The organism is Pseudomonas sp. MWU349 (assembly GCF_017947325.1).
GTDB lineage: Bacteria > Pseudomonadota > Gammaproteobacteria > Pseudomonadales > Pseudomonadaceae > Aquipseudomonas > Aquipseudomonas protegens.
Genome location: NZ_JAFEVP010000003.1, coordinates 555206 through 577938, shown reverse-complemented (window position 1 = coordinate 577938; position 22733 = coordinate 555206). Strand labels below are relative to the sequence as shown.

The following is a 22733-nucleotide window of genomic DNA, read 5'->3' as shown; positions in this document are numbered from 1 at the left end:
CTACTTTTCGACGAAGGCGCGCTCGATCAGGTAGTCGCCCGGTTCGCGCATGCGCGGCGAAACGGTCAGGCCGAAGCTGTTGAGCACTTCGCTGGTTTCTTCCAGCATGCTCGGGCTGCCGCACAGCATGGCGCGGTCGTCCTGCGGGTTGATCGGTGGCAGGCCGATGTCGCGGAACAGCTTGCCGCTGCGCATCAGGTCGGTGAGGCGGCCTTCGTTCTCGAACGGCTCGCGGGTCACGGTGGGGTAGTAGATCAACTTTTCACGCAAAGCCTCGCCGAAGAACTCGTTCTGTGGCAGGTGCTCGGTGATGAACTCGCGGTAGGCGACTTCGTTGACGTAGCGTACGCCGTGGCACAGGATCACTTTTTCGAAACGCTCGTAGGTTTCAGGATCCTGGATCACGCTCATGAACGGCGCCAGGCCGGTGCCGGTGCTGAGCAGGTACAGGTGTTTGCCCGGCTTCAAGTCATCCAGCACCAGGGTGCCGGTTGGCTTCTTGCTGATGATGATCTCGTCGCCTTCCTTAAGATGCTGCAATTGGGAAGTCAACGGACCGTCTGGAACCTTGATGCTGAAGAATTCGAGATGCTCTTCCCAGTTCGGGCTGGCAATGGAGTAGGCACGCATAAGCGGACGGCCATTGGGCTGTTGCAGGCCGATCATCACGAACTGACCGTTCTCGAAGCGCAGACCCGGGTCGCGGGTGCACTTGAAGCTGAACAGAGTGTCATTCCAGTGATGAACACTGAGGACACGCTCGTGGTTCATGTTGCTCATGTACGGGGGCTCCTAGAAATTGCCTGCGCTGACCATGAGCGCAATTGCACAGCATTCTAATGGCGGCGACAATATCTGTTAACTGGATTATTAAGATAAGGGTTATCGGTTATATCGATATGCGATTTACTCTCCGTCAACTGCAAGTCTTCGTCGCCGTCGCCCAGCAAGAGAGTGTTTCTCGTGCTGCGGGGCTGCTCTCCCTATCGCAATCCGCGGCGAGCACCTCGATCACCGAACTCGAGCGCCAATCCAGCTGCCAGCTGTTCGACCGTGCCGGCAAGCGCCTGAGCCTCAACGCCCTGGGCAAACAGCTGCTGCCACAGGCAGTGGCCCTGCTGGACCAGGCCAAGGAAATCGAAGACCTGCTCAACGGCAAATCCGGCTTCGGCTCGCTGTCGGTGGGCGCGACCCTGACCATTGGCAACTACCTGGCCACCCTGCTGATCGGCAGTTTCATGCAGGTACACCCGGAGAGCCAGGTGAAGCTCCATGTGCAGAACACTGCGCATATCGTGCAACAGGTGGCCCACTACGAAATTGATCTGGGTCTAATCGAAGGCGACTGCAGCCACCCGGACATCGAGGTGCAGACCTGGGTCGAGGATGAGCTGGTAGTGTTCTGCGCGCCCCAGCATCCCCTGGCCAAACGCGGCCACGCCAGCATGGAAGAACTGACCCACGAAGCCTGGATCCTCCGCGAACAGGGCTCCGGGACGCGGCTGACCTTCGACCAGGCCATGCGTCACCACCGCAGCGCACTGAACATCCGCCTGGAGCTGGAGCACACCGAAGCCATCAAGCGTGCAGTGGAGTCAGGTTTGGGGATTGGCTGTATTTCCAGGCTGGCCCTGCGCGATGCGTTTCGCCGCGGCAGCCTGGTGCCGGTAGAAACCCCGGGCCTGGACCTGGCCCGGCAGTTCTACTTCATCTGGCACAAGCAGAAGTACCAGACCTCGGCCATGCGCGAATTCCTGGAACTGTGTCGCGCCTTTACCGCCGGGGTGCAACGCAGCGACGAAATCGTCCTGCCGAGCATTCCCTGATTCAGATCAGGATCACTGCCCAGACGAGGGTGATCATGCTCAGGGCGACAAATTGCGCCGCGCTACCCATGTCCTTGGCGTTTTTCGACAAGGGATGACGATCCAGGGAGATGCGGTCGATGGCCGCTTCCACCGCCGAATTGAGCAGCTCGACGATCAGCGCCAGCAGGCACACGGCGATCAACAGCGCACGCTCGACCCGGCTGACATTGAGCAGGAAGCTCAAGGGGATCAGGATCACATTGAGCAACACCAACTGACGGAATGCCGCCTCGCCAGTGAACGCCGCGCGCAAGCCATCGAACGAATAGCCGGCGGCGTTAAGGATACGTTTAAGACCGGTTTGACCTTTGAAAGGCGACATAAGCTGGGCAACTGAAGAAAAAGAAGTGGGGAAGCTAGTTCAACCAAAGTCAAAAAAGCGTGAACAAACAGCCGGTTAATGGCTGGAAATTGACTCAAGTTGTTGCAAGAGCAGCGCTGCCTGGGTCCGGGTGCGCACCCCGAGCTTGCGGAAGATCGCCGTCACATGGGCCTTGATCGTGGCTTCCGACACGCTCAGCTCGTAGGCGATCTGCTTGTTCAGCAACCCTTCGCAGACCATGGTCAGAACCCGGAACTGCTGGGGCGTCAGGCTGGCCAGGCCTTCGCTGGCGGCCTTGGCTTCCGCCGAAACACTGACTTCTTCAAACGCCTGGGGCGGCCACCAGACATCACCGTCCAGCACACTGCGCACCGCCTCTTGAATGACTTCCAGGGAGCTGGACTTGGGAATGAAACCGCTGGCCCCAAACTCGCGGGAACGGACCATGACGGAGGCTTCTTCCTGGGCCGAGACCATCACCACGGGAATCTGCGGGTATTGCCCGCGCAGCAGCACCAGGCCGGAAAAGCCGTAGGCGCCGGGCATGTTCAGGTCCAGCAGGACCAGGTCCCAGTCGGCTTTTTCGGTAAGGCGGGTTTCCAGTTCGGCGATGCTCGCCACTTCCACCAGACGCACATCAGGCCCCAGGCCCAGGGTGACGGCTTGATGCAGCGCACTGCGAAACAGCGGGTGGTCATCGGCAATCAGGATTTCGTATGTGGCCATTTTTAAATGATCCTGTTCTTCATGGCAGGACTGATGCATTCAGCCCTCACCCAAGCAACACGGGGGCACGCCAGAATACCGCACCCAAAGAGCACGAACGCCGCGAAAAGCCTGAGCAAAACAGTGGTTCAAACAGCGCCGGCGCCCTAATCGGCGCCAAGCATGCCCAGCCAAGCCAGGGTGGTCAAGCGCGAAGCTTTGCGGCATCTTAGCTGGCTAACTAATAAGAGAGCCATCATGCGCAGCCAAGCCTTGCGTGCCGATGTCCTGATGCTGATTACCGCGGTGATCTGGGGCTCGGCGTTTGTCGCACAAACTTCCGGTATGGATCATATCGGCCCCTTCCTTTATTCCGGCCTGCGCTTCGCCCTGGGCTCACTCTGCCTCTTGCCGCTGGTGCTGCGTAAAACACCCACGGATCGTCAGCCCGAACCCTTGCTCAATCGTGGCCTGCTACTGGGCGGCGTACTCATGGGGCTGGCCCTGGCCCTGGGCATCAATCTGCAACAGGTGGGGCTGATGTTCACCACCGTCACCAACGCCGGTTTCATCACCGGGCTCTATGTCATTGTAGTGCCGCTTCTGGGGCTGCTGATTGGCCACAAGACTGGCCTGGGCACGTGGCTCGGCGCCGTGCTGGCGGTGGTGGGCATGTTCCTGCTGAGCGTCAGCGACAGCTTTCACGTTGCCTCGGGAGACTGGCTGCAGTTGATTGGCGCCTTCGTCTGGGGTGGGCACGTGATTCTGGTGGGAGTTTTCGCCGGCCGTCATGACCCGATTCGCCTGGCATTCCTGCAATTTGCCACCTGCGCGGTGGTCAGCCTGATCCTGGCGTTATGCCTGGAACCGGTTCGCTGGGAAGCGATTGTCGGCGCCGGGCCGGCCATTCTCTATGGCGGGGTGGTGGCCGTCGGTATCGGCTACACCTTGCAGGTGATTGCCCAAAAGGATGCAATTGCCTCTCACGCGGCAATCATTCTGTCCCTGGAAGCGGTATTTGCCGCCATTGCCGGGGCCTGGTTGCTGGATGAGTCGCTGCAGGCCCGCGGCTACTTCGGCTGCGCGCTAATGCTCAGCGGCATGCTGGTAGCCCAGCTATGGCCACAAAAGCCTCATTCCAGCACGACTACACAAAGGGCTTGAGCCGGGTATGCACCTCGTCATCCGGATCGATGGCCTTCTGGAACTTCGCCGACAGGTAATGGGTGCTGAACACATCGAGGTAGGCATCCAGTACCTGGCTGACTTGCTCATCGCCAGCCAGCTCCAGGCATAACGCCGCCACTTCAGCGGTACAGAAGTGGTCATCACGCTTGGAGCGACGCAGCTTGTAGCGCGAGAGTTTCTCCGGGGACAGGCTGAGAACCGGCAAGTGCTCCAGGTAAGGGCTCTTGCGAAACATCTTGCGCGCCTCGCTCCAGGTAGCGTCCAGCAGAATGAACAGCGGCCGCTTGCCCTCCTCCTGCCTGACTTCGCTGACCACACGTTCGGGCGCGACAAACTCCCCCGGAAACACGATATAGGGCTGCCACTGCGGGTCGGCCAGCAACGCCAGCAGTTGCGGATCGACCTCGGTACGCGACCAGCTGAACGCCGTCGTGTCGCCAATCACATCGGCAATCAGCCAACCGGTATTGCTCGGTTTGAGCGGTTCGACGTCGTGCATCACCAGGCACATGGCTGACCGGGCAACGACTTTCGGTCGCCAGGCACACAGGCAATGGCTGGGAATCACTCGACAGCGGGGGCAGCGTTCAGCCCGTGAGCCGCGTGCGAAAAAGGGCTTGGCCACGCGCGCCATCCGCAGATCACGTAGACGGGAAACCGCATGACTCATCGCAGGACGTGCCAGCAAGGAACAGAAATCAACACGACAAACACTCAAGAAGGGAATAAGTCGGACAAGTTTATCAGAGCTATCCGTTCAAACCTGTACCGCCCTGCGGCCTCTCCCCCTATAATTCGTCGCCACTGAACGCACAGTCGAGTGGCTGGTCGAAGCATCAGTCACTGCACCAGGAGAGTTTCATGTTGCGCTTTACCATTCCTACCGTCGCCCTTCTGCTGGCCCTGCCCCTGGGTGCCCAAGCTGCGTCCCTGCAAGAGTTCGAACTGGGCAAAATGCTGGAGAAGGTCGCTGCGGAAAGCAACGTCGGCACTCCTCGGGAAATCAACGAGAACATTCTCGACCAGGGCTATACCGTTGAAGGCAAGGAACTGATCAACCACCTCAGCGTGCAGTCTGGCCATGCCGAGCAGATGCGCGCCAACCCCAAGGCGGTCTACCTGCAACTTGGGGCAAGCGTCTGCCGCAACCCCAACTACCGCAAGCTGATGGCCAAAGGCGCCATCATGCGTTACGAGTTCACTGAAAACCGCACCAATCGCCCGGTGGCCTCAGCGCGCTTTCAGGAGTCGGATTGCCCGGCGCAAAGCACGCCCAAGAAAAAGTAATCACGAACGAGCGGCGCGCCGCTGCTGATCATCGGCGCGCAGTTCGGCAACCAGGGCCTGTAGGTATCGCGATGGCCGCTCCTGTGCTGCCAATCGGCGCCGGCACTCATCCTCCAAGCTTATTTGATGGTCAGCGGCGGCGGCTTGCAGCAGCTGATACAACTTCGGATCAATCTCCAGCGTGACAATGGTCATCCCCTGCCTCCCTGCTCTGGGCCTGCATGGCCCAGAACCCGCTTGCCTCTCTCCTGCTCCAGACGCTGCACCTTAGTAAATCAGAGCCGCCGCCCCCTGCCGCTCCTCCTGACCAGCGGTGCCAGCCTGGGGAAAACCACGAACAAGCGGTTGCCAGCCAAGACTCTATGGGCACATGATCAAGCCATGTCCGAAACGGCTTGCGGACGGTTGAGGAGGCCGTCCTTGTGCGTCTTGCTGTGCAAATGTTCTCAAATAAAGGAAAGCAGAACCTCTGTGGATGACCCCAACACTGCCCAGCGACTGTCAGCTGTGACCGGGTCCGGAAATTCGCTCATTCGCTGGGCTGAGCAGGCAGCGACACAGGCAGTGTCGTGGCACATTCGAATATCTCGATCGTGCGCAAGGTTCTGTGCAGAAGGAGAAGCTGAATGCCTTACCAATCGAATGACCTGTTAAGTCGTCATTTTCAGAGCAACGGCGTCGACCTGACGAACCAGGTCGAAGCGCAACTCAACCAGATAGCCCCCAACAGCCCGAATCTTCCTCTTTACCGCGACATGGTGCTCACCGTCCTGCGCATGGCCGAGGATGACCTCAATCGCTGGAATGCCAAGATAACCCTGCAGGCCCTGCGCGAACTGGAGCACGCCTTCCGCGTCCTGGAACAGTTCAAGGGCCGACGCAAAGTGACGGTCTTCGGCTCGGCACGCACCCCCAGTGAACACCCGCTATACGCCATGGCCCGAGAACTGGGGGCTGCCCTGGCCCGCTCGGATCTGATGGTCATCACCGGTGCCGGCGGAGGCATCATGGCCGCCGCCCACGATGGTGCAGGCCTGGAGCACAGCTTGGGGTTCAACATCACCCTGCCTTTCGAGCAGCATGCCAACCCCACCGTTGGCGGTACGGATAACCTGCTCTCGTTCCACTTTTTCTTCACCCGCAAGCTGTTCTTCGTCAAGGAGGCCGACGCACTGGTGCTTTGCCCAGGCGGCTTTGGCACCCTTGATGAAGCCCTGGAAGTACTGACCCTGATTCAGACCGGCAAAAGCCCGCTGGTACCCGTGGTACTGCTGGACATGCCGGGTGGACAGTTCTGGCAAGGCGCCCTGGACTTCATCCACAACCAGCTGGAAGCCAATCGCTACATTCTGCCCAGTGACATGAAGCTGGTACGCCTGGTGCACAGCACTGAAGAAGCCGTGCAGGAAATCCAGCAGTTCTATGCCAACTTCCACTCCAGCCGCTGGCTCAAGCAGCAGTTCGTCATCCGCATGAACTACAACCTCAATGAGCAGGCGCTGGAGCAGATGCAGACAGCATTCGCCGACCTGTGCCTGAGTGGCCAGTTTCAACAGCATGCCTACAGCGGGGAGGAACACGACGAAGTGCAGTTCAGCCATCTGGCGCGGCTGTCATTCGCCTTCAATGCTCGCGACAACGGTCGCCTGCGCGAGCTGATCGACTTCATCAACCTGCCGGAAAACTGGGCCAGGCCTCAGCCTCAAACAACGCAACGGGCACGAGAGACCAGCAAAGCCAACTGACCCCAGCCATAGCCCGCTGCGTTATGCAGCGGGTACGGCTTCAGTCGTCCATGCCCCGGCCACTCAACAAGCGGCTGATCATGTCCATGGAATACCCGCGATAACTCAGGAAACGCCCTTGCTTGGCGCGCTCTCGAGCATCCGCAGGAAACTGCCCGGCAAACTTGCGCTGCCAGACGTCACGCAATTGTTCCTGCCAATCGATACCGCACTCGCGCAGCGCAAGATCAATATCGCTGCGTTGCAAGCCGCGCTGGCCCAGTTCTTCGCGAATACGCATGGGCCCGTAACCGGACCGGGCACGATAGGAAACAAAGCTTTCGAGATAACGGGATTCAGACAGCAGGCCTTCTTCCGTCAAACGGTCAAGGGCTGCCTCGATCATTTCAGGAGGGGCGCCGCGCTGACGCAGTTTACGCGTCAGCTCGACTCGACCGTGCTCGCGTCGCGCGAGCAGGTCCATTGCGGTTCGCCGCACCGCGACGAGGGTATCGAGTACGGCGGTCATTGGATCAATCAGATATCAGCGTCGGCCATGTCGTCTTCGGTCTCTTTGACCGGGTTGGCTTTGACGTCTGGCGATGCCGTCAGCAGTTTTTCACGGATCTGTTTCTCCAGCGCGTTGCCGATTTCCGGGTTGTCCTGCAGGAACTTGGCCGAGTTGGCCTTGCCCTGACCGATCTTGTTGCCCTGGTAGCTGTACCAGGCACCGGATTTCTCCAGGAAACCGTGCAGCACGCCCAGATCGATGATTTCACCGTTAAGGTAGATGCCCTTGCCGTAAAGAATCTGGAACTCGGCCTGACGGAACGGCGGAGCCACCTTGTTCTTGACGATCTTGACCCGGGTTTCACTGCCCACCACTTCGTCGCCTTCCTTCACCGCGCCGGTACGGCGGATGTCCAGACGGACCGAAGCGTAGAACTTCAGCGCGTTACCACCGGTGGTGGTTTCCGGGCTACCGAACATCACGCCGATCTTCATGCGGATCTGGTTGATGAAGATCACCAGGCAGTTGGCGTTCTTGATGTTACCGGTGATTTTACGCAGCGCCTGGGACATCAGGCGGGCTTGCAGGCCCACGTGCATGTCGCCCATTTCGCCTTCGATTTCAGCCTTGGGCACCAGGGCCGCCACGGAGTCGACAATGATCACGTCAACCGCGTTGGAACGCACCAGCATGTCGGTGATTTCCAGGGCCTGTTCGCCGGTGTCCGGCTGGGAAACCAGCAGGTCGTCAACATTCACACCCAGCTTGCCGGCGTATTCCGGATCCAGTGCGTGCTCGGCATCGACGAACGCACAAGTGGCACCGGCTTTCTGCGCCTGGGCAATAACCGACAGAGTCAGGGTAGTTTTACCGGACGACTCAGGGCCGTAGATTTCAACGATACGGCCTTTTGGCAGACCGCCAATGCCCAGAGCAATGTCCAGACCCAGAGAGCCGGTGGAAATGGCCGGGATCGCCTGACGGTCGTGATCGCCCATACGCATTACGGCACCCTTGCCGAATTGACGTTCGATCTGACCCAGGGCCGCAGCCAAGGCTTTCTTCTTGTTGTCGTCCATTAAAGTCCTCACGTAATCAATAAGGCCTGACGGCCAACACCTGTATAAGTAGCCAGTATTATTCCACAGCGCTCGAGGATCGCCTACCCCTGATTTGCGATTTCTGCCGCAGCATGTTGCAGCAACCCCTCTAGCGCGGCCTTCACCGTTTGTCGGCGGACCTCATCGCGATTCCCCGGAAAGTGCCGGCACTCGGTAGTAAGTGTCTCTCCCGCTCCCCAGGCCAGCCACACCGTGCCCACAGGCTTCTGCGCAGAACCGCCATCCGGCCCGGCGATACCGCTGACCGCCACGGCAAAATGCGCATGGCTCTTGGCCTGCGCCCCCCGGACCATGGCCTCGACCACTTCACGACTGACCGCGCCGACCGAATTGAACAAATCGACCGGCACATTCAATTGCAGGGTCTTCTGGCGGTTGGAATAGGTGACATAACCGGCCTCGAACCAGGCCGAACTGCCAGGAATCCGCGTGATCGCCTCGGCAATCCCTCCACCGGTGCAGGACTCCGCGGTGGTGACGTGGGCATTCAGAACCTGCAAACGCCGGCCGAGTTCAGCGGCAAGCTGGGTGATTTCTTTCACAATCCTCTCCTGATGGGGCTGGCGTGTGCTTACCGTACACCAGGCGAGGTGGCTTGCAAGTGACAGGCTGTCAGATCGGAATCAGAGTTGAGTACTCTTGGACCGGTCTATCTCCCTTGCGCAGCTTCGACAATCACGCGCGGCCTCCAGAACCACTGATAAAGGCACGTCACTTGGTGATCAGCATGTCGATGGTGCTGGTATCGCAAGAGTAATTGGCCTTCTTGTCCAGGACAAAATAGATGGACGACAACTTGCTGACAGGCACCTTGCTTACCGAAAAAACAGCTCCCGTACCTCTGGCCAAGCTACCCGACTGAAGAACCGAGTCATCCAAATTCAGGGACCAGGCAACCCCATCACCACAGCTGTCGTGAATGCTGTTGACACGCCCGAGAACATTTACCTCACCAACGACCGGGCTGCTCCAGCGGATAACCGTCTGGCTATTTTTCCCGGGGTGAAACGCCACATTGCCCGGAGCGATAACAAAACTGCCGTTTCCAGTGAATGTATAAGTCTTGAAGTGGACCGATACGTGAGCCCCTGATACCGGGTCCTGCCAACAGGTCACAGGTTGAGCAGTGCAGTCGTCCGCCTTGAAGAAAGGTAGCAACGTATAGTTTTCAGGCTTATTCACCCCTGATGTGTTCTGCATGAATGTCCAGGGAGAGTTCGCCACGACACTTTCCTTGGCCAGCATTACATCCCTTGCCAGGTTCCACGACATGGCCGTCTCTGCACTCACATTGAAGGAGATCCCCATCAGTGCAAACAAGCTCATCAGCAAGATGGTTTTAGTATTCTGCATAATTTCTCCATTAGTTCTCATTCCGAGCATACATGCTCATTTTTCAAACAAAGCCGTGCGCATTCGGCAATCCTGAAACGGCCAAATAATGCGTACTTCATATAAATCCCCAAGTATCCGAGGCCATAAGCCAATGTCATCGGTGATGCGATAGCACTTTTACTGGCTGTCACTGGCCGCCACTTTGTCACTCCTCCCTTCCACCTGGATGCATCCCAACCCGGTCGGCTCCAATGGAACCTGAGAGTTGATCGAAAACCTGCTCTCAGGGCTGCAGCAACGTCCCCGTAGAGATGCGCAGCAAAGCCTGGGATTCGCGCACCCACTGCTGCAACGCCTTCAATTGCTCGGCATTGGCGTGGCATTCGCTGTAGTTGTCGACGACGCTGGCGGCGACGGTAGAGAGTGCAAGGCCCGAGGCGGCGCCATCAGTGACGCTGGGGCCTGCGGCCACGGGCAGGTTGGCGGCGCCGGCGTCGTGCACCCGGACAAAACCAGCAGGCACAACGCAGGCTCTATCAGCCGCTTTCGAGACATAGACAGGAACCTCCTTGGTGATGGTGGCGCCCGCCTGATAGACCTTGACGATACGGTCGACGTACTCGACCACCACCTTTTCCCTGACCGTGCCCAGGGCCCGGCCTTGTTCAAAGGATTGTTTGAGACGAGCCTCATCGAGGCGTTGGTTGTTACTGCGCTCACTGCCGGCACCGCTGAGGTAGCCGAGTGCATAAAGCAACCCGGCCGCCACCGCGATGGCCAGCCAGCCACGGATATTCATCAAGCCCTCCTGAGGCGAGCATGAAATGAATCACCCAGCCTGCCAAAAAACCTGTAGCCGCTGCCACAGGCTGCGAAAAGGTCCGCAGGACCTTCAGACGGCAGCCCTCACACCACCGGCAAACACAGCACCGCCCGCGCCCTGGCCCAGAGTTCCAGGCGGTCCTGCAAGCCATTCAGGCCCCCATTGATCCGCCGGGTAATGCTGTTGAACTCATCGCGGTCAGCCAGGGCATTGAGCCCACCGCGCTCCCAGAACCAGGCCGCCGACTCGGCGGCCCATTGCGGCTGCTCCAGCAGTTCCGGCAACTCCAGCAGGCGCTCATCGCCAAACAGCCCGAGGCTGCACTGGCGATAGTTGCTGCGCCCGGTGATCTGGATCAGCCCACGCCCGCGATACCGCTGGCCGTCACCATCCGCCTCGGGGGTATTGCCCAGGCGCGCGGCGAGAGGGCCCGTGTCGTACTTGCCAAGGTATTGATCACTGCCCAGCTCGCGCACCCACTGCAACTGGCCCGACTCGTGGCCGATCTGCGCGATGAACGCCGCCATGCGCAGGCGGGTGACGATGCCGTACTTGCTCATGGCGGCGTTGAGAGCCGGAACAAAAACGCCGGCTTTAGCGCCGGCGTTGGGGAGGATCTGCAGCAGCTGTTGCGGTGTCATAGGCATAGGTAAAACCTCATAGGTCAGAAATAAGAACGCCCCGTTAGTGCGGGGCGTTTACTGGGCTTCACCTGGCTGCCGAGGCCAGTCAACCGAACCTGGGTATCCCTGCTGCTCGGGCACACGATTGACCGCAACACGGTATTGTTTCCAAGCCTTAAGGCTTGCAAGCTCAGCGGCGGTTACCTCGTCTAAATCAACGGCATCCTGAAGCGGGGCAATACGTAACCCCGCGAAAGCGAGCAACCTATCGCGCTGTGCATTTACATCCAGCAATACTTGCTCGGGCGTTGGAATCAATGCAGCCTCTTGCGCCTGTCTGATTTTCGCGAATTCGCTATCGGTCAGGCGCTCAAGGCCTTCCTTTATAAATTCGTCTTGAGAACCATCAGACTCATACGCGAATACCGTGCCTGAAGTGCGTTCAATGTAATATTTCATCAGCGTAGCTCCGACCATTTACCTATGTATGAAGCAGTTGTCGATGTCACCATGTATGAGCTTCCAGGTGGGATAATTGCACTGATAGTACTAATGGCACCTAAAGATGAGTCGTTGATAGTAGATCTTGAAACCTCAACCCCATCAACCAAAAGTTGCATTACGTTGCGGGTGTTATTCGAAGGCCATACGGAAACCGCAATTGATCGTCCGGTCGTGTTGGTATAGGCAACATCTCGCGCCCGCGCTGCAGTTACGTCCTGCCATGTTTGGCCAACACCAATTCCTTTAGGCAGCGTTGCTACATCAGCTTTAGTCGCGGGATTAAAATTCCCTGCATGCCACAAAACATAGGCATTTTTGCCCATCGACCAGCCGCCAACTTTAAATTGATTATCAGTATCAAGACCAAAGTAAGATGCAAATTTTCCAGGCCGGTGAAATGCAATGACTGCAGACGCCTCGCCTGCCCCGCCACTGACCTCCATACTTCCTGTATTACCAGGAATTGAAGCAATATCGGATGATAAATTCGAGTTAAATATGGGATTTGAGTAGGCCGGAACGTCCTGACCGACTTTTATACACTTATTTAGTTCGCCATCCGTCTGAGCCTTAGTATAGGCATCATTGATACCGTACTCCGCCAAAGTAGTTTTGTTTTCTTTAGGGGGGATAGCAGCTCTAACAATCGAATTAATTGCACCTAACAACTGGTCATTATTGTTCTCTGCAGGCTGCTTACCGCCGGCCCGAATGACGTTCAACAGTTCATCAGTAACCCCGTTGCCCCAGGTCGCCGGAATCAGAGAGCCGACTTGCCCGGTGGTGGTGTTCTCATCAACAAACTTGCCGTTGACCAACCCCACGTTGGGCACACTCTTCGGATAATCCATTTACACACTCACCCCATAATTGATTGATTCCAGTGCATGCGCCGGAGCGCTGCGACGGATAACGCATTCAAGAGCGCCGCTCGGGTTGACCCCGAAGCGCTCACCCCAATAGCTGGCACCGAAGCGCCGACCCAAACGGCGGCGCGGCCCCGTGTTGAGCGTCCACATAAACTGAGCGGACCAGGTACCGAAGTGGGCTGCGCCAAATCGGGAGCGGCCAAACCTCGGCGCCCGGCGTTCCGTGATGGTGGCCTCGGGATAGCCGAGGCGCACCGCGATCTCGATGAAGTAGCCACAGGATTGCCCGCCGACCGCCATCAGCCGTTGGCGCACCGCCAGACGGCGGTCCTCAAATACCGGTTCAAGCCCGATGCAGGGATCCGGCAGCCCCATGACCCGCTCCCAGTCAGGCACCAGTTCATTCACGCCGCCGGCATCCATCTCATTCAGCAGGGCGAAGGCCCGGGCATCCATGCGCGCCAGCTCCTGCGACAAGCCCGTCAGCACTGACGCCAACTCAGGGACGCGCTCAGGCTCCCAGGCCGGCCCCGCGGGGAGCAACGCCCTCAACTGGGCGCGGTATTGATCCGCTGTTCTTAAGCCAGCCATAGGCAGCCCCCATACGTCAGCAACTCGTTAGGCTTCGCTGTTACATCAGCAACCGGCGCCACCAGTTGGTGGTCCCACTCACCAGCGGCCCCGCTGATGGCTTCGGCGATGTGAGTCAGCAAAAGGGGCTCCCCCAGGGCCGCCTCCCGCGCATGCAGATCACGCAATTGCGCAGCGACTGCCGCCCGAACTGCAGAGGTATCCGGATTCAGCAGGATGCTGTACACCACCGATTTGCGTGTGGGGGCCAGGACATACACCTCAGCCGTTACCGGGCGCCGCGGCTCGATGTACTGCTTCACCTCGGCCAGCTGTTCAGCTGTTGGCACCGGATCGATATCGTCGTCGCGCATTACGAACACCGCCACGGTGCCCGGCCCCAGGTAGTTGCGCCGGGTCCAGGCCCGGGTAATTCCGGGGCACTCCATGGCCCAGGTTTCGTAGTCGTCCGCCGAGCCGCCATGGGGAATGATCCGATAGGAACGGATCACCCGGGAGCGCAGGGATTCGAGGCTTTCCCGGGCCACGCCACCGCTCAGGCCCGGGGCCAGGACGGTGAACGAGTTGCTGATGCCCTGTACCGGCTGCACCGCGGTCAGCTCCAGGCCGGCATCGGCATTGCCCAGGGTACCGCCGTCGACGGCCTGGATCGTGGTGCTGTTGAGGCCTGCGCTGGTGGTGCGGGCGGCGGTCACCTTGTAGCTGCGACCGTCGCTGCTTTGCAGCAGGGTGTCGACATCCAGCACGGCACCGGCTGCCGCGTTGAAACTGACGCTGCCACTGGCCGCCTGGGCGGCCTTGCGCGGCTGGTTCAGGCGCAGCGCGGCGATGCGCTCCAGGGTCGACTCATCGGCCTTGTCCGGAAGGATCTGCTCGGCGATCCAATCCAGGTAGCCATACAGGCCAAAGGCGGCGCCGCTCAGGGTGCGGGCCAGCACTTGGGCATCGGACTGGCGCAGCGAATCGCTGGCCAGGTCGCTTTGGGTGCGCTGAATCAGCACCGGCAGCGAAGGCGTTTCAAACGGCATAGGTCACCTGCCAACTGTGAATGGGGTTGAGGTCCAGGCGTTCGCCGTCGGCCAGGATCAGCACCGTGCGCAGGTTCAGGCGCTGAGCATCGAGGCGCTCGGTCATGATCTCCACGGCGTTGCAGTGGCCATCGTCGATCAGCCATTGCAGGGCCTCGCGGGCATAGAACTCGGCATCGAGCTGAGTCTGCCGGCTCAGCTTGACCCGGCGCAGCAGCCACAGCCGCGAGCCGATGCGGTCGTCGGCCACGCTGGGAAAACTGTCGCCCCACCAGCCATAGCGCTGGTCGTCATCCAGGGCGTCGTCATCGGCGGCGCGGCGCCAGGTGAACAGGCTGATTTCCACGGCCCGGGTCAGGGCGTTCTTCAGGTCATAGGTGGCGAACATGCTTAACCTCCCACGGGTACGCCGGTCTGGCCCGGACCGGGTTGCACGCCGCTGTGGACGTGGTTGATCTGGCTGATGCCGGCGGCGACCTGATCGCCCTGGGAGAGGATCTTGCCGCTCATGCTCAGGGTCGGGCTGTCGATGGTGACGCCGCTGCTGGCGCGGATATTCAAGGTCGCGGTGTCGATGTCGATGACCCGCCCGCGCTTGAAGTGGATCTTGTCGCCCTCATCGGTGTAAATCGCCACTTCACCGGCGGCCAGGGCCTTGAGGCGGTAGCGCCGGTCGGCCACCACCAGCACCACCCCATGGGAGCGATCGCCACCGAGGAAGGTGGCGATGCCCTCGGCGCCGGCCAGGGGATTGCTGGTAAAACCGTAAGGCTCGAAATGCTCCATGTCGTCGTTGACCTCGCCGGCGGTGAGGCGCATTTGCAGCGATTGCAGTTTGTTGGCCGAATGGGCGAGCACCACGGTGCCCCGCGCCAACAGGCGTGTCAGTAGGCTCATGCTGAGTTCCTTGGAGGGTAGGAGCCGGCTTGCCGGCGAACAGGGGTTGCGCGGTTTCGTGCCGGGTGACTTCGCCGGCCAGCTGGCTCCTACGGTTGGGCGCAGGTTTCAGGTTTTGGCGGGGGTCGGGTTGGCGTCGAAGGTCTGCGGCGGCGCCACCTGCAAGGTGGTGATGGAGCCCTGGTCGGACAGCGACCAGGTGACCTTGGAGATCAGCATGTCCTGATCAAACCCCAGCACCGGATCGATCACTCGCACCAGGGTGTTGTGCTTCCACAGGTCGCCATTGCTCTGGCGCCAGCCCTGCACCTGATAGGTGGTGGTCAGGGCCTTGCCGGTGCGGGTGCCGCACTCCCAGTCAGCGCGCTGCTGAGCCAGTTCGGCGCTCAGTTGGGCGGCTTCGTTGATCAGCGTGACCCGCTTGCGGGAAACCCGGGCATCGCTGGCCCGGCCAGACACCTCGCTGACCGCCGCCCCGCTGCTCTGGTCGCTGCCCTTGTGCTGGCCGATCACCCGGTACTCGGAAAACACCGCGGAAAAATCCATCGCTGCATTGGCCGAGAGAATGTTCTTGCCCAGCTCCAGAGCATCGCTGGCGCGCCCGCCGCTGCCCGGTGCCGCCAGCAGCAGGTAACCGTCGGCGTCATCGGTGGAGAACACCCGGTACAGCGTCAGCAAACGGTCGATGGAGGCGAACACCGTCTCCCCCGGCACGATGCTGTGGGTGTGCAACTTGCCGGTTGGGGCGATCTCGCTGCGCACCCCGACCCCGTAGGATGCAGCCAGGGCGCGAACGATGCTCAGCACGTCCTGCTGGCGCCACTGGCTCGGCCGGTTGATGGCCGCGCAGTCCACCAGATCCTGGGTCAGCGAACCGCCCTGGATGCTCAGGCTGATCTGCTTGCCGTCATAACTGATCGGCGCCTTGTAGACATGCCCGGTGAGCACCAGGTCGCAACCGATGCGCACCTGGCAGCGAGCGCCCGGGCGGATCCGCACCTGCGAGTCCTGCCCCGGCCATTGCCAGGTGATGTTGAGGCTGAAGGTGCGGAACTGGCGCTCCAGGTCTGCCGTGATCTCCACGCTTTTCCAGCCGCTGTAGTCCAGCCCGTCCACCGTCAGGGTGACGATATTTGCCAGTTCGTCCATGGGTCACTCCCGCGCAATCTGCAGATCGGCCGGCGGCAGGAAGCCCGGATGGGCCACCCGGTTGCGCTGTACCACTTCACCGACCCGCGTCGCATCGGCAAACCGCTCATAAGCCAGGACCAGCGCCGGCATGCTACTTTTGGGGCTGAGACTGACCAGCCGCACCCCCGATGAAGCCACGGCATTGAGGTGGCCCTGCAGTTGCTGGCGCAGGGTGTTGAGCGCCTGGTAATGCATCGGGTCGGCCTTGAGCGCGGCTTGCCAGATCACTTCGTTGAGCTGGTCACGCAGGGCCAGTACATCGTCGGCCACCGGTACCTCCAGGCGCTGCACCGGCTGGCTGGCCTGCTGCGCCAGGGGCGGCGTGCTCTTGAGCTTCACCACGGGCGTGGCCACCGGCAAGGCCGACACCAACCGGGCGATCTGCACCAGCAACGCATCCTGGACCAGGTTCGCTACCGCCTCGGCCGCCGCGGTGGTGTCCTTGCCGGAGGTCAGCTTCGGCGCATCGATGCGCCGGGCCGCCTCCACCTGCTGGGAAATATCGGCGAGCATCTGCCGATAGCCGGTGCGGGCAAAATCCTTGAGCCCGCGTACCTCCTCCAGCACCCCCTTGAACTCCGTGCTCAGCTCCTTGGGTATTTCCTTGACCGCCGTGACCAGGGTGTTGAGGTCGCCATAGAACTCGATCAACGGTTTGAACTCGTGTTCGATGACCGCGTACACCTCGGTCAATCCCTTGCGCAGCGAATCCACGCCGATCCGCGCCTGCTTGATCAGGTTGGTGGCGAACTCGAAGCGCAGCACCGCCGAGCCCAGCAAGGTATCGCTGGCCACCAGCACCTGCTGCTGGGTGTTGACCACCGCCGAGGGAAAGCGCAGCGGCTGGTCCGGGTAGAACTTCAGGCTGAAGGTCACCAGGCCGCCGTCCTGGCGGCTCTGGGTCATCTCACACTCGCCGACCTTGACCTGCATCCGCCCGAGCCAAGGGTGCACCAGCTCGCCGCTGCCCTCCTCCAGGGCCTTGAACAGCCTGTCGCGCAGCTCCAGGCAATCGGCGCCGACGATGAAGGCCGTCAGGTCATGGACTTTCGCCTGCTGGCCAAGGCCCTCGAAAAACGGCTGGTCGCGCTGTGGGTACTCGTGCAACTGGCCTTTCTGGCCCACCGGGGTTTTCGCCTGATCGACCCAGAACGGCACGCCGCGAAAGGATGCGGGCAACAAACGATCACGCCAGTTATCCGCCATGGGAACCTCCTAGGGAAAGTGAGCGATAGCCCAGGGTCGAAGCCACGTTCAAGCCTGGTTGATTGGTCTTGGCCTGTTCGGCGCGCAGGCCTGCCGGGGCGTTTTCGAAACGCAGGGTCAACCCGCCTTCGAGTTGGGTGCGGTTGTTCGCGGCGTTCTGCTGGATCAGGGCACTGGAATTCTGGGTCAGCGAGCTGCCCTGGGTTGCGGCAAAAGGTGATGCCAGCCCGCCTTTACCCTCGGCGTTGATCTGCTTTTGCGCTTCGGTAAAGCCTTCGACCTTACCGGTGACCGTGGCAATCAGCCCTCCGAAACCTCCCTCGAACAGCTCCTTGATTGGCACCATCAACTCTTGAAGCTTGCTCCACAGCCCGGAAAACCAATCGGCGATAGGGGCCCAATTGGTCATGATCAGCTCCATCGGCGACCAGTCGAACAGGACCTCAATGGCCTTCCTGATCGAGTCGATACCCGGTTGCAGCTCGGCCCAGATCGAACCGAAGAAGCCCGTAACCGCGCCCCAGTTGTTGTAAAGAATCACCAGCGGAGAGAAGTCGAATAGCGTTTGCAGGACCTTCTTGATCGCATCGATACCCGGTTGCAGCGCCGCCCAGATCGAGCTGAAGAAGCTGCTGACAGCCCCCCAGTTGTTGTAAAGCAACACGGACGGAGAAAAGTCGAACAGCGTCTGGAACACCGTTTTGATCGCCTGGATGCCCGTTTGCAACGCTCCCCAGATCGACGCGAAGAAGCCGGTGACGGCCCCCCAGCTCTTGGTGATCATGTCCATCGGCACCCAGTCGAACAGGCCTTTTAGAAAGGCCATTGCCGGTACCGTCAAAGCCTTGAGCAACTCCCAGATCGACGCAAAAAGCCCCGTCAACCCAGCCCAGTTATCGATAATCAGCCCCAGAGGCGACCAGGAGAACACCTCCTTGAGGAAGCCGACGATCGAAGCCGTCATCGCCTGGATACTGTCCCAGAGCCCGGCAAAGAACGCCGTGATCGCCCCCCAGTTGCCAATCAGCATGCCCAGGGGCGTCCAGCCAAACAGGGTACTGAGCACCTCCATCGCCTGCGCTGCGAAGCTCTTAACACCTTCCCAGAGGCTGACGAAAAAGGCCGAGATCGGCGTCCAGTTGGCAATGATCACCCCGGCGGCCAGCGCAATGCCCATGGCAATCAGCATCAGCGGGTTGGCCTTGGCCACCGTGCCCATCAGGTCGAGCACCTGGGTCGCACCGGTCACGGCCGTTTGCATCGCCGAGAAGGCAATGGCGCCCATCGCCAGTCCTTCGACCAGTTTCGGGTTGTCGTCGAGCAATGTCCCCACGCTGTTGAGCATGGGCTCCAGACCGACCACCAGCGCCCCCACCGCCGGCGCCAGCGCGGCATCAATGGCCGAGGACACCTTGGCCATGGACTGACTGAATACATTCATGCCTTTGGCCGCGTCGGCCGGCGCGCTGGAATCGCCGACCTCGGCCAGTTTGCCCTTGAACGCATCGCAGGCTTTGATCCCGTCCAGAAACGGGGTGATCAGGCTGCCGCCCTTGAACAGCCCCCTGATATCCAGCTTGCCCAGCCCGGTCTGCTCAAGGTTTTTCTTGAACGAGTCGACCTTGCCTTGAAGGGCGACGAGTTTGGGTGACAGCTGGTCGATGCCGGTCAACAGCACCGACTTCTTCTCTACGGTTTGTGTGTCTGCCATCACTGCACCTGCTGCATCGCATTGATCCGTTGCGCGTGCTCCAGGGATTCACGGAGCACATCCAGTGGCCTGGCCATCATCTGTTCGGGGTCGACCTTCCAGAACCAGGCCAGGTCATAGGCGACAGCGATCAGGTCGGCGATGGCTGCGATGCCGCACTCATGAAAAAACTCGCCACCGCCCAGCTCAAGGCGTTGAGGTCCACCAGGTCGAGCTGGTTCACCGAGGACGGTGGAATGCCGGCGCAGACCGCGATGTATTTGGCCGCGACGTCCATGTCGAGGCTGACTTCTTCGCTCTTGTCGATCTTGTACGGCAGCGCCTTGATCGCCCGCACTTCCTGCACCGTCGGGCGGCGCAGGCTGAGTTCGGCCAGGGGCTCGCCGTGAGCCTCGATCGGCACTTGCAGCTTTACCGTATTGCTCATTGCCAGGTCCCCTTCTGCCCTTGGAAGTTCAGCTCGATGCTGGCGTCGTCGCCCTTGGCAATAGGCTCGTCCACCAGGTAGGCGCCGGCCAGCACGTAGACCTTGCCGTTGGCGAATTCGCAGGTGACGGTCATGTCGGAACCCGCAATCAACTGCTTGAGCGGAAAGTCCGGGGTGTGCAGCGCGGTGACTTTGAACGACGGCGTCAGGTCGGTTTCCTTGTAGAAACCCGGAACCACGGTTTCCCGCTTGACGGCCATCAGTGGTGCTTCGCAGCCGCCGCTGATGGTCAGTTGAGCGCCGTCCACTTTGACGTAGCAGGTGCCCGCGATCAGTTGACCCATGTTGTTTCTCCCAAAAAATAAGCCCGCTCAAGGCGGGCTGAAAAAGCGCAGTGATGCAGGTCCGGCTCAGGCCGCCGCGTCGTACTGCAGGCGGAATTGGTTGAGCAGCGCGAACACTCGCAGGCCGTTGATGTAGTCCGGCGGGAACAGCACGTTGACCCGGCTCGGGTCCTGCACATCGCGTTCGACGATCAGGTGCTCGGCGAACAGCTCAGCATTCTCCACATGGCCCTCCAGCTCCAGCTTGGCGTACTGGGCAATCAGCTCACCGCGAATGGTGCTCGGGGTGACGATCGGCTGGCCGGCGCCGAAACGGGTGCCGTCGGCAGCCAGCTTGTGGCGCCCGTACTTGCTGGTGATCACGCTTTGCAGGCGACGCACGATGAACGCCGACTGGTGCATGGTTTCGCTGTCCAGGTAGGAGTTGTCGGCCTGGCCGTAGGCGTTCTTCTGGTAGGTGGTGATCGCCCGCTGAATGCGCATGTAGCCGCCTTCGTAGTAGGCGGTGGCGATGCCGTAGCTCAGCAGCGACTGGCGCTCGGTCAGGGTGAAGCGCTCGCTGGCCGTGGCCGGATCGATCCCCGGCAGGCTACCGCTCTGGGTCGGACGGCTGGCATCGGCGGAGATGAACACCGAGGTCCGCGCCGCCAGCGCTGCGGCCTGGATCCACACCGGCTGAGGCACGCCGGTTTCCAGGGCCTGGATGGTGATGTGCTGATCGTTGCGCGCCTGGCCGGCCGCCACCAGGGTGCCGACGGTGCCGCGCTTGGCGCTGTAGACATGGCCAAACAGCTGCTTGGCCCAGGACCAGCGGCCGGTGTTGTCGTCCATCACCGCTTGCCAGGCATTGAGGCTGGCGGTGTCGGTCCAGGGCATGCAGATGAACTCGAACGGCTCGTCGCCCAGGGCCGCCAAGGCCGCGACCTGATCCGGCACGCCGGTGCCGCCGGCCATCTTGCCCAGCACCAGGGTCAGGCCGGCCGGGGTTTCTTCGCCATTGCTCTTGCCCAGGCGATTGAGTTGCAAGCTGATGTCGTTGCCGCTGTCGCCGGTCCACTTGGCGCTCAGGGTCACAGTGCCCTCGGCCGCGGTGGCGGTCACCGGCAGATCTACTGCAGCGTTGACCTTCAAGGCCAGGGCGCTGGCCGCTTGTGCGGCACTGGCGCCGCTGACGATAGAGGCTTGCACCCGCACCCCACCGACATACAGATTGAGCAGGCCGGCGGCGCTGGCGCTACCGCTGATCTTCAGCTCGGCCTTGGCCACGCTGCCCTCGGTGCTGTGCAGCGGCAGGCACCAGATCTCGCCCACCGGGTCGGTCTTGCGCCAGGTTTCGTACATAGAAGCGAGCATCGAACCTTGCCCGCCGATGCTCTTGGCCAGGGCCACGCTGGACACCAGCACCAGCTTGCCGAGGTCATCGCCAGCCTGGTTGTCGTTGACCTGGGCGACGATCAGACGGCGCATGGCCGAGGACGCGCTATTGGCCGCCGAGTTGTCCATCTCGGCATAGAACAGCGGCACACGGATGTCCGCCGGGATATTACTGAAACCGATCGCCATTATTTGGCTCCTTGAGATTTCGCCGCTTTCACGGCTTTGCTAGTGATATCGCCATCGGCCAGACGCCGGCGCCACCAGGCGCTGTCCGACACTTCACGGCCAGAGGCGGGCAGCAGATCGCCTGCTTCCGGGTCCGGTACGGCGCGGCCGGCGACCGGCAGCACGGTGATGCGTTTGCTCATTGCTTCAGCTCTCCTGAAAAAGTCAGCTCCAGGCGCCCGTCGGGCCCTGGGCGTTGCAGATTGGGGTCCGCCGGATCGATGGCATCGACCCGCACCGTGACCCCGGTCAAGGACGGCAAGCCGTCGAGTTCACGCTCATGCCAGGTTTCCGCCGGCTGGCTGGGCAAGTTGCGACCGAGTTGGAACTCGGCGAAGAAACGCAGGCGGTAGAGCAGGCGGGTGGCGTCGAGCGACACCAGTTCACCGCCGTCGTATTGGATCGGGTTGTACTCGGCGCCGGGCTTGAAACCGACCAGGGCGCGCCAGAGTTCGGCACGCAGGTCGTGCAGCGGATTCAGCGCTTTTGCAGGCTCGGCGGCGCCCAGCGCCAGGACCACGTCGAAGCGGTCGCGGATGGTCTGGCGAATGATGTTCTGCCCGGCGCTGGCACTGGCCAGATCGTTGCTGGGCGCCAGATAGGCGGCTGGCATTGGCGCACCAACATCTGAAGCAGAATCGGCATGGGTGCCGACAACGATGCGCCCGGTAAAGCTCGGGCACTGTGCTTGTAGCTGATCGAGAACAGCCGAGAGTTTCATGACAAGGCTCCTGGAACGGGATGAGGCTGCGGTGAGGCTTGTTTCTGACGAGCATGAAAAAACCCGTCGAGACGGGTTTCGCAAAAGCGCCCTGGAATCACGGCCCCAGGCGTGCTGCAAAATCTGTGGCAGCCA

At 60.8% G+C, this 22733-nt stretch carries 29 protein-coding genes; 4 read left to right on the top strand and 25 right to left on the bottom strand.

Features of this window, described 5'->3' with window-relative positions; all coding sequences use genetic code 11:
* A complete protein-coding gene (gene fpr / locus KCG88_RS14730) occupies positions 1 to 780 on the bottom strand; it encodes a ferredoxin-NADP reductase (RefSeq protein ID WP_016966062.1) in 780 nt (259 codons plus the stop codon).
* Positions 781 to 899: 119 nt separating this feature from the next.
* Between fpr and KCG88_RS14725 the strand changes: the two genes are divergently transcribed.
* Complete coding sequence (locus KCG88_RS14725) at positions 900 to 1826, top strand: LysR family transcriptional regulator (RefSeq protein WP_016966063.1); 927 nt, start codon at positions 900 to 902, stop codon at positions 1824 to 1826.
* Position 1827: 1 nt separating this feature from the next.
* Here KCG88_RS14725 and KCG88_RS14720 read toward each other — a convergent pair whose 3' ends face one another.
* Both KCG88_RS14720 and erdR read right to left on the bottom strand, forming a co-directional pair.
* Positions 1828 to 2190: a diacylglycerol kinase gene (locus tag KCG88_RS14720; RefSeq protein WP_047284179.1), complete on the bottom strand. Its 363-nt coding sequence runs from the start codon at positions 2188 to 2190 to the stop codon at positions 1828 to 1830.
* 75 nt (positions 2191 to 2265) lie between these two features.
* Positions 2266 to 2916 (bottom strand): response regulator transcription factor ErdR, encoded by a 651-nt coding sequence (gene erdR / locus KCG88_RS14715; RefSeq protein ID WP_016966065.1) that lies wholly within the window; start codon positions 2914 to 2916, stop codon positions 2266 to 2268.
* A gap of 237 nt (positions 2917 to 3153) precedes the next feature.
* On the opposite strand from erdR, the gene KCG88_RS14710 reads away from it, so the two are divergent.
* Positions 3154 to 4059, top strand: coding sequence for a DMT family transporter (locus KCG88_RS14710; RefSeq protein ID WP_210712616.1), 906 nt, complete (start codon positions 3154 to 3156; stop codon positions 4057 to 4059).
* On the opposite strand, the gene KCG88_RS14705 is transcribed toward KCG88_RS14710, so the two are convergent.
* A complete protein-coding gene (locus KCG88_RS14705; protein WP_210712615.1) occupies positions 4043 to 4753 on the bottom strand; it encodes a tRNA-uridine aminocarboxypropyltransferase in 711 nt (236 codons plus the stop codon). The genes KCG88_RS14710 and KCG88_RS14705 overlap by 17 nt on opposite strands.
* Positions 4754 to 4944: 191 nt before the next feature.
* On the opposite strand from KCG88_RS14705, the gene KCG88_RS14700 reads away from it, so the two are divergent.
* Complete coding sequence (locus KCG88_RS14700; RefSeq protein ID WP_011059583.1) at positions 4945 to 5370, top strand: quorum-sensing-regulated virulence factor family protein; 426 nt, start codon at positions 4945 to 4947, stop codon at positions 5368 to 5370.
* Here the strand turns inward: KCG88_RS14700 and KCG88_RS14695 are convergent, their stop codons facing one another.
* Positions 5371 to 5565, bottom strand: coding sequence for a hypothetical protein (locus tag KCG88_RS14695; RefSeq protein ID WP_210712614.1), 195 nt, complete (start codon positions 5563 to 5565; stop codon positions 5371 to 5373).
* 431 nt (positions 5566 to 5996) lie between these two features.
* Between KCG88_RS14695 and KCG88_RS14690 the strand changes: the two genes are divergently transcribed.
* The gene (locus tag KCG88_RS14690; RefSeq protein ID WP_047335836.1) at positions 5997 to 7115 is read left to right on the top strand and encodes a TIGR00730 family Rossman fold protein; all 1119 of its coding nucleotides are present in this window, start codon (positions 5997 to 5999) and stop codon (positions 7113 to 7115) included.
* Between the two features lie 40 nt (positions 7116 to 7155).
* Here KCG88_RS14690 and recX read toward each other — a convergent pair whose 3' ends face one another.
* The 20 genes from recX to KCG88_RS14590 form a co-directional block, all read right to left on the bottom strand.
* A complete protein-coding gene (gene recX / locus KCG88_RS14685; RefSeq protein WP_041116266.1) occupies positions 7156 to 7623 on the bottom strand; it encodes a recombination regulator RecX in 468 nt (155 codons plus the stop codon).
* Between the two features lie 8 nt (positions 7624 to 7631).
* A complete protein-coding gene (recA, locus tag KCG88_RS14680; RefSeq protein ID WP_011059579.1) occupies positions 7632 to 8684 on the bottom strand; it encodes a recombinase RecA in 1053 nt (350 codons plus the stop codon).
* Positions 8685 to 8767: 83 nt separating this feature from the next.
* Positions 8768 to 9268, bottom strand: coding sequence for a CinA family protein (locus KCG88_RS14675; protein WP_047284174.1), 501 nt, complete (start codon positions 9266 to 9268; stop codon positions 8768 to 8770).
* A gap of 169 nt (positions 9269 to 9437) precedes the next feature.
* Positions 9438 to 10079, bottom strand: a complete 642-nt coding sequence (locus KCG88_RS14670; RefSeq protein ID WP_210712613.1) for a hypothetical protein — start codon at positions 10077 to 10079, stop codon at positions 9438 to 9440.
* A gap of 265 nt (positions 10080 to 10344) precedes the next feature.
* Positions 10345 to 10860 (bottom strand): hypothetical protein, encoded by a 516-nt coding sequence (locus tag KCG88_RS14665; RefSeq protein WP_210712612.1) that lies wholly within the window; start codon positions 10858 to 10860, stop codon positions 10345 to 10347.
* Positions 10861 to 10967: 107 nt separating this feature from the next.
* Positions 10968 to 11531 (bottom strand): glycoside hydrolase family 19 protein, encoded by a 564-nt coding sequence (locus KCG88_RS14660; protein ID WP_210712611.1) that lies wholly within the window; start codon positions 11529 to 11531, stop codon positions 10968 to 10970.
* A gap of 51 nt (positions 11532 to 11582) precedes the next feature.
* On the bottom strand, positions 11583 to 11966 hold the full coding sequence (locus KCG88_RS14655) for a tail fiber assembly protein (RefSeq protein WP_246882698.1): 384 nt from the start codon (positions 11964 to 11966) through the stop codon (positions 11583 to 11585).
* Positions 11966 to 12862, bottom strand: coding sequence for a hypothetical protein (locus KCG88_RS30955; protein WP_246882697.1), 897 nt, complete (start codon positions 12860 to 12862; stop codon positions 11966 to 11968). Before KCG88_RS30955 ends, KCG88_RS14655 begins: the two co-directional genes overlap by 1 nt.
* On the bottom strand, positions 12863 to 13471 hold the full coding sequence (locus KCG88_RS14645; RefSeq protein ID WP_210712609.1) for a putative phage tail protein: 609 nt from the start codon (positions 13469 to 13471) through the stop codon (positions 12863 to 12865).
* Positions 13459 to 14499, bottom strand: coding sequence for a baseplate J/gp47 family protein (locus KCG88_RS14640; RefSeq protein ID WP_210712608.1), 1041 nt, complete (start codon positions 14497 to 14499; stop codon positions 13459 to 13461). Before KCG88_RS14640 ends, KCG88_RS14645 begins: the two co-directional genes overlap by 13 nt.
* Positions 14489 to 14887, bottom strand: a complete 399-nt coding sequence (locus KCG88_RS14635) for a phage GP46 family protein (protein WP_047284148.1) — start codon at positions 14885 to 14887, stop codon at positions 14489 to 14491. The genes KCG88_RS14640 and KCG88_RS14635 overlap by 11 nt, the downstream gene beginning before the upstream one ends.
* Positions 14888 to 14889: 2 nt before the next feature.
* Positions 14890 to 15396 carry a phage baseplate assembly protein gene (locus KCG88_RS14630; protein ID WP_210712607.1) on the bottom strand — a complete coding sequence of 169 codons (507 nt, stop codon included), beginning with the start codon at positions 15394 to 15396 and terminating at the stop codon, positions 14890 to 14892.
* A 108-nt stretch (positions 15397 to 15504) separates the two neighbouring features.
* Positions 15505 to 16545: a phage baseplate assembly protein gene (locus KCG88_RS14625; RefSeq protein ID WP_210712606.1), complete on the bottom strand. Its 1041-nt coding sequence runs from the start codon at positions 16543 to 16545 to the stop codon at positions 15505 to 15507.
* A 3-nt stretch (positions 16546 to 16548) separates the two neighbouring features.
* A complete protein-coding gene (locus KCG88_RS14620) occupies positions 16549 to 17793 on the bottom strand; it encodes a DNA circularization N-terminal domain-containing protein (protein ID WP_210712605.1) in 1245 nt (414 codons plus the stop codon).
* On the bottom strand, positions 17783 to 19504 hold the full coding sequence (locus KCG88_RS14615) for a phage tail protein (RefSeq protein ID WP_210712604.1): 1722 nt from the start codon (positions 19502 to 19504) through the stop codon (positions 17783 to 17785). The genes KCG88_RS14620 and KCG88_RS14615 overlap by 11 nt, the downstream gene beginning before the upstream one ends.
* Positions 19505 to 19634: 130 nt before the next feature.
* Positions 19635 to 19931, bottom strand: coding sequence for a phage tail assembly protein (locus tag KCG88_RS14610; protein ID WP_011059565.1), 297 nt, complete (start codon positions 19929 to 19931; stop codon positions 19635 to 19637).
* Positions 19928 to 20275 carry a phage tail tube protein gene (locus KCG88_RS14605; protein ID WP_210712603.1) on the bottom strand — a complete coding sequence of 116 codons (348 nt, stop codon included), beginning with the start codon at positions 20273 to 20275 and terminating at the stop codon, positions 19928 to 19930. Before KCG88_RS14605 ends, KCG88_RS14610 begins: the two co-directional genes overlap by 4 nt.
* Before the next feature lie 66 nt (positions 20276 to 20341).
* Positions 20342 to 21838 carry a phage tail sheath subtilisin-like domain-containing protein gene (locus KCG88_RS14600; protein ID WP_210712602.1) on the bottom strand — a complete coding sequence of 499 codons (1497 nt, stop codon included), beginning with the start codon at positions 21836 to 21838 and terminating at the stop codon, positions 20342 to 20344.
* Complete coding sequence (locus KCG88_RS14595; protein WP_011059562.1) at positions 21838 to 22020, bottom strand: DUF2635 domain-containing protein; 183 nt, start codon at positions 22018 to 22020, stop codon at positions 21838 to 21840. Before KCG88_RS14595 ends, KCG88_RS14600 begins: the two co-directional genes overlap by 1 nt.
* On the bottom strand, positions 22017 to 22598 hold the full coding sequence (locus KCG88_RS14590; RefSeq protein ID WP_210712601.1) for a hypothetical protein: 582 nt from the start codon (positions 22596 to 22598) through the stop codon (positions 22017 to 22019). Before KCG88_RS14590 ends, KCG88_RS14595 begins: the two co-directional genes overlap by 4 nt.
* Positions 22599 to 22733: the final 135 nt, after the last annotated feature.